At 62.9% G+C, this 13721-nt stretch carries 10 protein-coding genes; 3 read left to right on the top strand and 7 right to left on the bottom strand.

The window, feature by feature from the left end; genetic code table 11:
• Positions 1-266: 266 nt before the first annotated feature.
• On the top strand, positions 267-1151 hold the full coding sequence (locus AC6IZO_RS09380) for an energy transducer TonB (protein ID WP_497804533.1): 885 nt from the start codon (positions 267-269) through the stop codon (positions 1149-1151).
• A 69-nt stretch (positions 1152-1220) separates the two neighbouring features.
• On the opposite strand, the gene galT is transcribed toward AC6IZO_RS09380, so the two are convergent.
• The 4 genes from galT to AC6IZO_RS09360 form a co-directional block, all read right to left on the bottom strand.
• Positions 1221-2255, bottom strand: a complete 1035-nt coding sequence (gene galT / locus AC6IZO_RS09375) for a galactose-1-phosphate uridylyltransferase (RefSeq protein WP_497804532.1) — start codon at positions 2253-2255, stop codon at positions 1221-1223.
• Between the two features lie 84 nt (positions 2256-2339).
• Positions 2340-2816 (bottom strand): YraN family protein, encoded by a 477-nt coding sequence (locus tag AC6IZO_RS09370; RefSeq protein ID WP_497804531.1) that lies wholly within the window; start codon positions 2814-2816, stop codon positions 2340-2342.
• 105 nt (positions 2817-2921) lie between these two features.
• Positions 2922-3308 (bottom strand): response regulator, encoded by a 387-nt coding sequence (locus tag AC6IZO_RS09365; RefSeq protein ID WP_497804530.1) that lies wholly within the window; start codon positions 3306-3308, stop codon positions 2922-2924.
• A 179-nt stretch (positions 3309-3487) separates the two neighbouring features.
• A complete protein-coding gene (locus tag AC6IZO_RS09360; RefSeq protein WP_497804529.1) occupies positions 3488-3706 on the bottom strand; it encodes a hypothetical protein in 219 nt (72 codons plus the stop codon).
• 257 nt (positions 3707-3963) lie between these two features.
• Here AC6IZO_RS09360 and hcp point away from each other — a divergent pair, with 257 nt between their 5' ends.
• Positions 3964-5607 carry a hydroxylamine reductase gene (gene hcp / locus AC6IZO_RS09355; RefSeq protein WP_497804528.1) on the top strand — a complete coding sequence of 548 codons (1644 nt, stop codon included), beginning with the start codon at positions 3964-3966 and terminating at the stop codon, positions 5605-5607.
• A gap of 523 nt (positions 5608-6130) precedes the next feature.
• On the opposite strand, the gene AC6IZO_RS09350 is transcribed toward hcp, so the two are convergent.
• Positions 6131-8707: a TonB-dependent receptor gene (locus tag AC6IZO_RS09350; protein ID WP_497804527.1), complete on the bottom strand. Its 2577-nt coding sequence runs from the start codon at positions 8705-8707 to the stop codon at positions 6131-6133.
• Between the two features lie 216 nt (positions 8708-8923).
• On the opposite strand from AC6IZO_RS09350, the gene AC6IZO_RS09345 reads away from it, so the two are divergent.
• Entirely contained in the window at positions 8924-10741 is a 1818-nt protein-coding gene (locus tag AC6IZO_RS09345; protein ID WP_497804526.1) for an ArnT family glycosyltransferase, read from the top strand.
• A gap of 415 nt (positions 10742-11156) precedes the next feature.
• Here AC6IZO_RS09345 and AC6IZO_RS09340 read toward each other — a convergent pair whose 3' ends face one another.
• The gene (locus AC6IZO_RS09340) at positions 11157-12374 is read right to left on the bottom strand and encodes a glycosyltransferase (RefSeq protein ID WP_497804525.1); all 1218 of its coding nucleotides are present in this window, start codon (positions 12372-12374) and stop codon (positions 11157-11159) included.
• A gap of 5 nt (positions 12375-12379) precedes the next feature.
• Positions 12380-13693, bottom strand: coding sequence for a D-glycero-beta-D-manno-heptose 1,7-bisphosphate 7-phosphatase (gene gmhB / locus AC6IZO_RS09335; RefSeq protein ID WP_497804524.1), 1314 nt, complete (start codon positions 13691-13693; stop codon positions 12380-12382).
• Positions 13694-13721: the final 28 nt, after the last annotated feature.

Genomic DNA, 13721 nt, shown 5'->3' with positions numbered 1-13721 from the left:
GGCTAGACTCCGGCGTTCCCTTTGCAAGCTCAAGGGCCGTCCGCTGCATCCCTTAGCGTTTCAAGTGGATATGGCACTGTGGTGGGGGTGGCTGCTTACCTTGGGTGGGGCGGTGCGTCCTTAACTGGAAGATATGCGCGGGGCGGGTGCCGGGTGTGGGCCTTCGCCGCGGGAGAGTTGCCCGGCCAGGAAAATGCGTAGTGTGCGTTCGCGTTTTCCGAATCTTTTGCAGTGACGCACGGTCTATAATTTTGAAGAACGCTAACATGCCCGATTCGTCGATGACAACTCAGCCCACTCCGGAAAAAATCAAGCCGCAGGACATGGTTCTGCCAACACTGTTTGGCGAGGGCTACGGCACTTACAAGGTCCAGAAGGGGTCGTTTGTCGCCTCGTTCCTGCTGGAAGGCCTGATGATTGGGCTGGTGCTGCTGCTGGGAACCATCGTGGCCAAGAACCCCGTCAAAGTGCAGCAGATCATTGCCCTGACGGATGACTCCGTGCCGCTGGTGATGAAGCCCGGCAGCAAGGAGATGGGCGGCGGCGGTGGCGGCGGCGGCAATGACAAGCTGCCGGCTCCGAAAGGCAATCCTCCCAAGGCGAGCACCGAACAGTTCACCCCGCCGAGCGTGGTGAAGCTGAACAACAATCCCAAGCTCCCGATGGAGCCGACGGTGGTGGCGCCGAACCTGCCGCTGCCTCAGCAGGGACAGCTGGGCGATCCGTTCTCGAAGCTCTCGGGTATTATGTCGAACGGTACAGGCTCGGGCGCTGGCATCGGCTCGGGACGCGGGACGGGCGTAGGCCCGGGCAGTGGTCCGGGCGTTGGACCGGGACACGGCGGCGGATATGGTGGCGGTGCCTATCGCGTGGGCAACGGCGTGAGCGCGCCGAAGGTGCTGGCCAAGCCGGATCCTGAGTTCAGCGAAGAGGCCCGCAAGGCAAAATGGCAGGGGTTGGTGGTATTGCAGGCTGTGGTCGGCGTTGATGGCCGCGCACATGATATCCGTGTGGTTCGGGCCCTAGGAATGGGGCTGGATGAAAAAGCCATGGAGACGGTGGCGCGCGATTGGCGCTTTGAGCCGGGACAGAAGAACGGCCAACCGGTGCCGGTTGCGGTTCTGATTGAAGTTAACTTCAACCTCTACTAATCAAGTTCACAGGAAATACAAAGGGCAGCCGCAGAGGCTGCCCTTTTCGTTTGTATGCAAGAACTCTGGCTACTCTTCCGGCGGCTCAGGGGCTTGGAAGCGCCGGACATCGGCCTGCCGCAGGAACTGGGCGCTTTCCTCCGGCGAGGTTGGATTGATGTAGAAGCCGGTGCCCCACTCAAAGCCTGCGGTCTTGGACAGCTTGGGCATGAACTCAACATGCCAGTGGTAGAACTCGTTGTCCTGATTTTGCAGGGGCGAGGAGTGGATGACCAGGTTATAGGAGGGCGAATCGAGCGCGACGTCGGCCTTCATGAGCAACTGCTTCACCGCCGCAGCCAGGCCGCGGAACATCTGCGACGAGGCGTTCTCGAACGACGACTCGTGGCGGCGCGGCAGAATCCAAGTCTCGAAGGGGAAGCGCGGCGCAAAGGGCGCAAGGGTGACGCACTCGTTGTTCTCGGCCACGATGCGGACGGGGTCTTCCATCTCCTGCCGGATGATGTCGCAGTAGATGCAGCGTTCCTTGATGAGGAAGTACTGCTTGGAGCCTTCCAACTCCTCGGTGGCGTGCTTGGGCACGATGGGCAGGGCAATGAGCTGCGCATGCGGGTGCTCGAGCGAAGCGCCGGCGGCATCGCCGTGATTCTTGAAGATGACGATGTACTTGAAGCGGCGGTCGCGGCGGAGGTCGACGATGCGGTCGCGCATGGCCCAGAAGACGCGCTCAATGGCTTCTTCCGAAAGCGAGGCGAGCGAAGAGTAGTGGTCGGGCGATTCGACGATGACCTCATGCGCGCCGATGCCGGTCATCTTGTCGAACATGCCTTCGGCCTGGCGGTTGAGCGTGCCTTCAATGCCGAGGGCGGGAAACTTGTTGGGCACCACGCGCACGGTCCAGCCGGGGCCGTCGCGACGGGCGTCAGGGCCATTGCGGTAGGCGAGAACTTCGGGCGGAGTCTTGCTCTCGTGGCCTTCGCACAGCGGGCAGAAGCCGCCGTTGGGTTTGACGGGGGCGTGGACAAACTCGGAGGGGCGCTTAGCTCGGTCGCTGGAGATGATGACCCAGCGTCCGACGATGGGGTCTTTCCTCAGTTCCGGCACGTTTGACCTCGATGCTTGCGTAACTCCGCCTGTGCTCCGGAAAACAGGAAGCGCGACAACGGCGGGAGGGCGAAACCGTACAGTCTACTTCATCCTACGCCACGAAAAAGCGTTCTTGAACAGATGCACGTCGACTTTCTGCTCGCCTGAAACATAGACGCTGACAACGTCAAAACGGAACGGAGTTTCGGCTGGAATGCGGCGCATGTATTCACGGGCCATGTCGATCAGCTCGCGCTGCTTGTCCTGGTCGACGGCGGCCTCGGCGGGCTTGACGGCGCGAGAGGAGCGGGTCTTTACCTCGATGAAGCAGAGGACGCGGTCATGCCATCCGACCAGGTCAATTTCACCGCGGCGGCGGCGGGTGCGCCAGTTGCGGGCGACAATTTGATAGCCTTCGCGGCGCAGGTGGAAGTAGGCGATCTCTTCGCCATGTTCGCCGGTTTCGGCCGTGGGCTGGGCAGGCGCAGACTCGGGCTGCTGGGCCCGCGAACGCTGAATGACGCGCGAAACGCGGTCCAGGGCCTTGGCCACCATCTCCACCATGCGTCCGGAACTCATACCTCAGAAAGTCTAAGGGCAGGCGGGGCGGCTGGCACGCACGAGCGTCACAGACGAGTGTTTACCTTCGATGTTCGGGTGCAGCGAAAGCCTGGGGAGGGCTTTTTAGTTGGCAGCAAAAGTGGACTGGAGCATGCGCTCCAACTGGTCTTCGATGTCGATGTCCTTGAAGATGATCTGATCGGCCCGCGCTTCCTCGACCATGTCATCAGCGCTGCGCCGGGCTGCCAGCACGACAATGGGAGTGTCCTGGTATTCGGGGCGGCGCTTCAATTCTCCAATGAGCTGGCTGCCGGTCATCTTCGGCATCGAGAGATCGGTGACGATGATGTCCGGGCGTATGCCGGAGAGCAATTTCAGAGCTTCCAGGCCATTCATGGCGGCTTCCACCACGAAGCCCCTCTCCTCAAGGAATCGGCACACGGTATGGCGGATCAACATGGAGTCATCCACCACGAGCGCGACACGACAAGCGGTACTTTCGGAGGTCATAAGCGGTTCCTGCGGGCGATGCGGCTGGGTGCGCCGGATCTCGCCTACAAGTAGGTATACACCGTTCTATAGGGCATGCTAGAGAATTGGCCTACTAGACGTGAACGTTGGTAACGTAGGTAAAAATTACCTTGAGTCGCAGGTCTAGATTTCGAGGGGGCCAGCTTGGACGTGCTTCGTCAGCTGGCTTCTTCCTCGGGGGCGTTCTCCTCAATGGACATGTCGCGGAATTCGCTGGAGTCGAAGACCTCGCGGCAGTCGACGCACTCGACGAACTCCTGATCGTCATTGCGGGCGACGACCTGAACACGAGGATGCTGGCAGGGTTTGTTGAATGGCTGGTTCGGGGCGGGCGAAGACGGCTGATTGCTTGCGGCTGGCATATCGATTGATTTCACTCACCGGCTTCCGGGCAGCTTTTGCGCATGCGGGAAGGATGTGCGAGGGCTGTATTTTCAGGGGCAAAACAGGCGATGTCAAGGAGAATGCGAAGGAAAAACATGAGTGAAGGTTCATTCAAATCCGGCGCAGAACAGCCTTATCCGGGAGTTTCATGGCAGAAGATGCGCGGTGTGACATAAGTCATTCCGGGTGGGCAGGGCGCCCCGTAGTCTGCTGCCTGTAGCTGATTCCCGATCAGGCAGGAAAAATCAAAATGTTCTGTTTCCAATGTGAACAAACCGCCAAAGGCCAGGGATGCACGTCACTGGGCACCTGCGGCAAGGATGAAACCACCGCAGCCCTGCAGGATGTGCTGCTTTACGCGCTGAAAGGCGTTTCGCAGTACGCGCATCGCGCCCGCCAGATGGGCGCCGCCGACGCCAAGCTCGATGCCTTCGTGGTGGAATCGATTTTTGCCACGCTGACCAACGTGAATTTTGACGCCGAAAAGCTGGCCAAGATTGTGGCCGAAGCCGTGACCAAGCGCGAGGAAGCCCGCAAGCTCTACGAGAACGCCTGCGCGGCCAAGGGCGTGACGCCGGAGAAGCTGGTTGGCCCGGCGCAGGCCGTGTTTGCCAAGGGCGTGGACGCGCTGGTGCAGCAGGCCGAGCCGGCGACGATTCCGGCGCGCCAACTGGCGAGCGGAACCGAAGTGGCCAACCTGCAGGAGATGATCACCTACGGCATCAAGGGCGTGGCCGCCTACGCGGAGCACGCGCGGCAGCTCGGCGGGGAAGACCCGGCGATCTACGCGAAGGTTCACGAGGTGATGGACTTTTTGACCCGCCTGAATCCGACGGCGGAGGAGTTGCTGGGCTGCGCGCTGGGCGTGGGCGAGCTGAACCTGAAGGTAATGGAAGTGCTGGACAAGGCGAACACGAGCGCCTACGGCAACCCGGTGCCGACCTCGGTCCGCATCCACCCGAAGAAGGGCAAGGCCATCCTCGTCAGCGGACACGATCTGGCCGACCTGGGCGCGCTGCTGGAACAGACCGCTGGAACGGGCATCAACGTCTACACGCACGGCGAGATGCTGCCCGCACACGGCTATCCGAAGCTCAAGGCCTACACGGAGCTGGCTGGCAATTACGGTGGCGCATGGCAGGATCAGGCGGCGGAATTCGCGGCCTTCCCGGGTGCCATCCTGATGACCTCAAACTGCATCCAGAAGCCGCGCGAGAGCTATCAGGCGCGCATCTTCACCAGTGGCGCCACGGAGTGGCCGGGCGTGGAGCACGTGGAGCGCAAGGACTTCAGTAAGGTAATTGCGGCGGCACTGGCCGCTCCGGGCTTTGCCGAAGACGGGCCGGATGAGGAGATCCTCGTCGGCTTTGGACACGACGCCGTGCTGGGCGCCGCGCCGGTGGTGATTGACGCGGTGAAGAAGGGCGAGATCCGCCACTTCTTCCTCGTCGGCGGCTGCGACGGCGCACGCTCTGGCCGCGACTACTACACGGAACTGGCGGAGCAGATTCCGCAGGACTGCCTGGTGCTGACGCTGGCGTGCGGCAAGTACCGCTTCAACAAAATGCAGTTTGGCACGGTCGCGGGGCTGCCGCGCCTGCTCGACATTGGGCAATGCAATGACGCGTACTCGGCCATCAAGATTGCAGTGGCGCTGGCGGACGCCTTCAAGTGCGGCGTCAATGATCTGCCGCTCTCGCTGGTGCTGAGCTGGTACGAGCAGAAGGCGGTGGCCATCCTGCTGACGCTGCTGTACCTCGGCATCAAGAACATTCGCATCGGACCGACACTGCCGGCCTTCATCACGCCGGGCGTGCTGGCCTTGCTGCAGGAGAACTACAACCTGATGCCGATCACGACGCCGGAACAGGATTTGGCGGCGATGCTGAAGTAGACGTTTCGAAAGGTTTCAGAAGGAGAGGCCGGAGCAATGCTCCGGCCTTTTCGTGTCTGAAGGGTTCGGACGTGCGAGCATTTCGCGTCCCAGGTTAGCCGCGCCAACAGCGGGCGCGCCGAACCTGGGGCACCCAACTTCGCTCGGAGGACAAGGGCTCGCACTCTGCGCGATCCTCGTCCTCCTAAGGACGGTACGGAGAGAAAGCCTGAAGTGCCACGGGATGAGGATGCGTCACGGGGATCCTTCACTTCGGCGTGCAGCCTGAGGGCTGCGCGTCTCGTTCAGGATGACAACTTGAAGGGGGCGGAGTGGAGTGAAGTGTGTGGAGTGACGGTCTGGAATTCACGCGTCCCAGGTTAGCCGCGCTACGCTTGGCGAACCTGGGGCACCCGATTTCTGGGGCACCCAATGAAACGTGCTGTGTTCGGCGAATGCATCGGTTGGCTCAGGGCAGGCTTGGGGTGCCCGGAGAATTCCTAACCCCTAGCTCTTACCCCTAGACCCTAATCCCTGCCTTGCCTCAGAACAGCCAGTCGAAGTCGATGGTGATGCGGCGGTTGGTGGTGCCGAAGAATGTACCGTAGAGCGGATCCGCCTGATTGCCGTGCACCTCAAGGTAGTTCTTGTGGTTGGTGAGGTTGTTGGTGGTCAGCGCAAGGCGGATGGCGTGCGTCTTGAGCACGGTGAGGTCCTTGCTCACGCGCAGGTCAAACTGGAAGTAGCGCGGGAAGCGCGGCTGCGCCCCGGCGAGCGTCGTGACGTAATCCTGCGCGACGGTGGTGGGCTGCCACGGGAAGCCGTTACGAAGCTCCAGCTTGGGCAGCACGCGGATGCGCATGGGCAGCGAGTAGAGTCCCCAGAGCAGAAAGCGGTTGGGAATCTCATTGGCCAGGCTGGCGTGGAAGTCACTGCGCACGACGGGGAAGGGGAAATCACTGAGGTAGCTGGCGGCGTCATTGACGGTGCCGCGCGCGTGCTGGCGAACGTAGCTGAAGTAGAAGCGGCGCTTATCGGTGGAGCCTATCTGCGCGGTCAGCTCAAGCTGGCGCGTGTGCGAGGAGCCGCTGGAGCCGAGCACCAGCGCGTCCTGATTCTCGAAATATTCCTGCTTGAGCGTGAGCAGGTTGTTGGCCATGCTCTGCAGGTACTTGGCGCGGACGACGAGCAGCGGATTGATGCGGCGCTCGAACTCGATGTGCCAGGCCACGGAATAGGGCGCGAAGTTGCCGTCATGCTGCGAGCGGTCGACGAAGAGGAAGCCCTTCTCGGCCACGGTCTGCACCACGTTTACGTAGGTGCGCGGGCCGTCGACGATGGTGCAGGCGGCGATGTTCGCCGGGTCGCAGCCGGCCATGTAGGTGGTGATGGTCTGCTCGGGATAGCTGCGGAAGCCGTAGACGTTGAGCGGCACGGAGTCATAGAAAACTCCGGCGCCGCCGCGAACGACGGTGCGCTGGCTCTTGTCGGGGCTCCAGATGAAGCCGGCGCGCGGCGCGGTGCGGACGGTGCGGGTGACACTCTGCGACTCCAGGCGCAGGCCGAGGTCGAGCGCGGTGTGCTGCGTCAGCATCCAGTGATCCTGAATGTAGGCGGCAGGCGCCACGTCGCGCACGGAGTAGCTTTTTTCTCCGCCGCTGAAATTGATCTGCTTGAGCAGGTAGCCGTTCGCGTCCTGCAGCATGACACTGTGCGGGTTGAAGTGTCCTTCGTCGGCGGCTCCGGCCACCACGGTTCCGGCGTGCAGCGTGTGATCGGTGCCGAGCCAGTGGTAGGTGCGCGTGGTGAAGTTCTCAATCCACTCGACGCGGTGCGCGCGGCGCTGCTGGTCGCTGTAATAGTTGCCGCTGTTGCCCGTGGGGGAGAGGACCATGTCCGCGGTGCCCTTGGGCGAAACATTGCTGTTCACCTGCGTGTAGGCAAAGATGCTCTGCAGAATGCCGCCGCCAACGGCGAGCCGGTCGGTCACAGTGCCGGTCAGCGGGTGGAAAGCCGCGTTGGGCGTGACCGGAATGGGATTGAAGAAATTCAGCCCGGAGTTATCGACCGAGTGCGGCGCAATGTGGAAGCTGCCGGTGAGCGTGTGCGTCGGCGACAGGATGTAATCCAACTGGGTGAAGCTGTTGATGGCCTGGCTGGTGGACTGGTTGAACGGATAGGGCAGGGTGCGCGCCGACGACTTGACGATGGAATACTCTGCGCCTTCGACGAGATAGAGCTTGTTCTTGACCAGCGGACCGCTGAAGTTGACGCGCGGCGTAGCCGTGCGCAGGCCTTCGAGGTGGCCGCTGCGGATGCGGAACTCCGGCAGCGGATCATTGATGCTGTAGTCCCACTTTTCGCCGCCTCGCCGGGTCTCGGCGGTAACGACTCCGGCGGTGAAGCGTCCATATTGTGCAAGGTACGGCGACTCGCTGACGGCGATGGTTTCCACGCTGTCGATGGGGACTGTGAGGCCGAAGTTGCCGGTGGCGGGATCGGTGACGTCGACGGAGTTGATGAGCAGCGTGCTGTGATTTTCGGCCATGGCGGCAATGTGCACGCTGCCATCGGCGGAGCGCACCACGCCGGGCACGAGCGGCAGAGCGTCGGTGACGGTGGCGGCTTTGCCGGGAGCCTCCTTGGCCTCGACGGCCTGCACGGTCTGCTGCACAGGCGCCATTTCGGTCACGGGGTTTTCGGCGGTGGCGGTGACTTCCACCTGCTGCTGGCTGAGCGCAGCGGCGGCGATGACCACATCAACATCCTGTGTGGGCGTACCGGCGGCGATGGTGAGTGTGGTCTGCTCCTTGAGGTAGCCCTTCTTGCTGATGGAAACCTGATAGGTGCCGGACGCAACCGTCGTGGAGACCTTGCCATTTTCGGCGGTGGTAAGCGTGTGCACGAGCTTGTCGGCTAGGCGGACCTCGATGGTGGCACCGGCGACGGGCTGGCTCTTGTCGTCCGTGACGCTGAGATTCAGCGCGGTGGGCTTGGCCTGCGCCAGGGCGGCAGCGGCAGCGAGGACAACACACACGGTGAGCGCGACGATGAGCGCGACAAGGCGCGAAACATGACGGCGCAGGCCGCCAGCGAACAAGCTACGAGCAGACTTTCTCATGAGACTCCAAATGCTGTTTACAATGCCTGATTCCGCACCCCTGCCATGGCTGCCGCGCAGGACGGAACGCATTCATGGAGGGTCTGATACAACTTGCGGGGACCGACCGGCTGGGAGAAGGTCAGTCACGCGGCCCATGCCGGCGCAACCCAAGACGCGCCAAGCAGGCACCCTCACTGATAGGATAGACGAAGACGAACAAGGAAAGTGTAAACGTTGAGCACAATTTCTGTGGCATCCACCCCTCAACCAAAGTGGCAGTCGGGCGCACGCTTGGCCGTTGCGGCGCTGCTGATCGTATTCGCAATCATCTATCTCGGTTCCATCTTCTCGCCGCCCTTGCAGGACGACGCGGACTCGACGCACGCCGAAGCGGCGCGCGAGATGAGCCAGACGCACGACTACGTGACGCTGAAGGTGAACGGCAACCGGTACCTGGAGAAGGCTCCGCTGCCGTACTGGCTGGTGTCCTTCAGCTACACGCTGTTCGGTGCCAATGAAGCGGCGACGCGCGTGCCGAACCTGCTGGCCATGCTGGGGCTGGTGCTGCTGGCGGTGAAGTGGGGCGGACGCGCATTCGGCGCGCGCGCGGGCATCTACGGCGGCCTGTTTGTGGCGACGACCGTGGGCTACTACCTGTTCACGCGCATCTTCATCCCCGAGGCCATCCTCAGCTTCTTCATTGCGGCGTCGTTCTATTGCTTTACCGCGGCGCTGGAAGACGGCAAGGCGTGGCACTGGTATGGCGGCTACGCGCTGATGGCGCTGGCGGTGCTGACCAAGGGGCTGGTGGCGCTGGTGCTGGTGGGCTTTGCCATGCTGCTGTATCTGGCGGTGAGCGGCGAGTGGCGGCGCTGGCGCGAGTTCCGGCTGGCGACGGGGCTGCTGCTGTTCCTGCTGATTGCCGTGCCGTGGCACGTGCTGGCCAGCGTGCGCAATCCCAAGTTTTTCTGGTTCTACTTCATCAATGAACATGTGATGCGCTTCCTGGGCAAGCGCATTCCGCACGATTACAACAAGCAGACGAACTCGCTCTATTGGCTGCTGCACATGGTGTGGCTGTTCCCGTGGAGCCTGTATCTGCCGGTGGCGCTGCGCAAGCCCGTGACGGAGTGGTGGGCGCGCCGCAAGAGCGGTGAGAAGCGCGCGGCGCAGCCCATGGACTTCAAGCGGCGCACGCAACTGGTGTGCTTCATCTGGGCGGCGGTGCTGCTGGTGTTCTTCTCGCTCTCCACCAACCAGGAGTACTACACGTTCCCGGTCTACTTCCCGGTGCTGGTGCTGATCGCCTCGCGCGTGGCGGAGGAAGAAGAGTCGACGCAGAAATGGCTGGCGTGGACGAGCGGTGCCCTGGCGCTGGCGAGCATCGCGTTTGCCGCCGTGCTGGTGGCGGGGCTGTGGTCCTCGCGGCAACTGGCGTTCGTGCCCGATATCGGCACGGTGCTGGCCAAGCCGGACCTGCAGGCTGACACACTCTCCATGGGACACATTCTGGACCTGACGGGCGAATCGTTCGCAGCGCTGCGGCTGCCGGCAATTCTGGCGGCCATCGCACTGGCCCTGGGGCCGCTGGCAGCGTTTGTGCTGCGCCGCAAGGCGAAGCACTACGCGGCAACCTGGGCGACGGCGCTGACGATGATGGTCTTCCTCATTGCCGCGCACATTGCGCTGGTGCGCTTCGATCCCTATCTTGGCTCGCACACGATGGCCGAGCAGATTCGCCCGATACTGAAGAGCGACGACCGGCTGATGATCTACGGCGACCAGTCGTTCGGCTCGTCGCTGCTGTTCTACCTGCACCGTCCGATTGAGCTGGTGAACGGCAATACGACGTCGATGTGGTGGGGCTCAACCTATCCGGATGCGCCGAAGATATTTGTGGACGACGCGAAGCTGGCGCAGGCATGGCAGTCGCAGACGCGGGTGTTCCTGTTTGTTCCGCAGCACGAACGCGAGAAGGTGGACAAGCTGGTGGCACCGCGCTACGTGGTGAGCGAAAGCTCCGGCAAAGTGATTTACAGCAACAGACCGTAGGAAAGGTTTCGAGAGGTTTCGAAAAGTTTCGGAAGGAGAGCCGGGCAGGTGCCCGGCTCTCCTTATTTGTTTCTGCGTTGTACGGAGTCATAGTGGCTGCTCTCTTTCAAGAGGTGTCATCCTGAGCGCAGCGAAGGATCTGCTGTTGGGGCGCTTGTGGAGGATGGAGAGTCTTTGGGATCGGTGTGTGCCCCCTCCGAATGACGGCACGGAGAGAAAGCTTGAGGTGCCACGGGATGAGTATGCGTCACGGGGGTCCTTCACTTCGGTGCGCAGCCTGCGGCTGCGCACCTTGTTCAGGATGACATTCCTAATAGGATGACAACTTGAAGGGGACGGTGTGGAGTGAGGTGCGTAAAGGAAGAGCCGGGCGGGTGCCCGGCTCGTTGTGTTTTTGCGGTAAGGCTGTGTGCGGCTACTGTTCGAGCGTGGTGACGACGTTGCCTTCGCGGTCGCGCATGCGGACGCGGCCATCCTCGATCAGTTCAAACTGGCCGTTGCGCCAGGTCATCTTGCGCTCCAGGTAGCTGGCGCACCAGACGGCGAAGCCGAGCAGGTCGCGCACGGGATAGAGCCAGGGCTGCGTGAGGCAGACGCGGTCGCGCGTGACGCCCCATCCGATGGCAACCGACTCAATCATGCGGTTGACGAGCGACCAACCCAAGACCGCGAGGCCGAGGATCGGATGGCCGAGCATGGCTCCGGCGATGGCGGCGAGGATACCCGCCGGAACCGCATAAACAAAGACTGTTCCGAGGTGGCCCATGGGACGCGAGCGGCGCGTGCCGCCGGCCCAGCGCACCTGGCGCTGCCACATCCGCTTGAAGGTCATGGGCGGCACAACGTGCGAGATGATGTGGTGCGAGAGCGCCACGTCAAAGCCCTTGGCCGCGATGAAATTGCCGATGATGAAATCGTTGGAGAAGTAGTCGCCGGTGGCGGCATAACCGCCGATGGCGTTGAGCGCGTCGCGGCGGACGACGATGGTGGGGCCGAGGCCGAACTTCATGCCCTCCATCCAATTGGCGATCATGACTCCGGCGGTCATCTCCACGCTCATGCCGATGGCGTCCATCAGCGACCAGAAGCCGCCGGTGTTGAGTCCGCGGTAGACGCAGGTGGACATGCCGGTGTTCTTCTGGAGCAGCGGCGGAACGACGGTGCGCAGGTAGTCGCGTTCGACGATAACATCGCTGTCGCTGGTGACGAGGATGCGCGCGCGCGCGATCTTCGCCATGTTGTGGAAAGCGAAGGCGGGCGGATTCGGCCACGGCGGCTCGCCCTGCACGATGACCTCGGAGTGGCGCTCGGGATGTCGGGCGGCGACGCGGCGCGCAACTTCCGCGGCGGGATCGTCGGGCGTATCGACGGCGAACAGAACTTCAAAGTCCGGGTAATCCTGCGTGAAGAAGCTCTCGATGTTCTCTTCGAGCTGCGGCTCAAGGCCGTGCAAAGGCTTCATCAGCGAGACGAACGGCAACTGGTCTTCGCGCAGCGCACGCTCAAGCTGCTGCTGCTCGCGCGCCAGGCGGTGAAAGTAGCGCGTGCCGAGCAGCGCCAGCACAAGAACAATGGTGGAAGAGAGCGTGCCGATGGCGGCAATCACGGCAAGCACGATGGCAAGAATATGCATGGGGGTTAGCTTTCTATTCCGTTGGACGCGGCAAGGTGCGCGGCGGCAGCGAGCAGGTCGTCAAAGATAAGTTCAGGCTGCACGGGGTAGCGATGGTCCTGACCGCCGATTCCTGTGCGCACGAGGATGGGCCGCACACCGGCGGCCTGCGCGGCGGCCAGGTCGGCGGTGCGGTCGCCGATGAGCCAGCTCTGCGCAAGGTCGAGATTCAGCTCGCGCGCGGCGCGCAGCAGCATGCCGGGCTTCGGCTTGCGGCATTCGCAAAGGATCTTGTATTCGGGGCGCTCGCCCTCAAAGCCCTTGTCGGGATGATGCGGGCAGTAGTAGATGCCGTCGAGGAAGGCGCCTTCGCGGCTCAGCTCCATCTCCATGTGGTCATGAATGCGGAGCAGGTCGGCCTCGGTGGCGGTGCCGCGCGCAACCACCGGCTGGTTGGTGACGACGACCACGCGATAGCCCGCCTGACGCAGCAGGCGAATGCCGCGCGCCGCGCCGGGCAGCAGCTTCAACTGCGCAGGCTCCCAGATATAGCTGGCTTCCTCGTTGATGGTGCCGTCGCGGTCGAGAAAGACGGCGGGGCGCTTCACATCCAGCGAGCCGCGCGCGACAACGCCGCGGCGCACGTCGGCCTCTACGTGGTCGAGCCGGTCGGGCGTGCCCGCGTCCTTGATGTACTCCGGGCTGCGGTAGCCGTGCAGAGGAACTCCGGCGGCGAGCATGCGGGGAAAAACGTGCTTGGCAAAATCGAGCGGCGACTCCGGCACGCTGTAGCCGGCGAGTGCGGAGCGGTTCATCACGTAGAGCGCGGCGTTCACCTGGTTGGGCAGCAATACGCCCTCGGGGTGCGGGTAGCCGTGCAGGGCAATAATGCGTCCGGCGAGGTCGCTCTCCACCAGGTCGGAATCCTGCGGATGATCGTTGGGATGCAGGAAGAGAGTGGTTTGGGCGCGGCTGGCGCGGTGCGCGGCGTGCATGCGCGCAAGGTCCACGTTCAGCATGGTATCGCCGTAAAGGACGAAGAATTCTTCGGGCAACTCGCCGAGCGCGGCGATGACGGCTCCGGCGGTGCCGAGCGGCTGCTGTTCGTCAATGCAGCGGAGGTTGAGGCCCCAGCGCGAGCCGTCGGCGCAGTATTCGCGGATCTGCGCGGCGCCGTAGCCGCACAGCAGCACGACCCCGTCGGCCTTGTGGCGGGCCAGCAGCTCAAGCTGATAGGCGAGCAGAGGCTTGCCGTCGACGGGAACGAGCGGCTTGGGCAGACCGTTGGTGCGCGCGGCCAGACGCGAGCCTTTGCCTCCGGCCAGAATGACGGCTTTCACAGATCGGGTCCCTTCGCGAGGCGAAGCG

This window comes from Oryzophilus luti (genome assembly GCF_059726245.1).
Note: the sequence above shows the minus strand (reverse complement) of the source record. Positions and strands in the feature narration are given on the sequence as shown.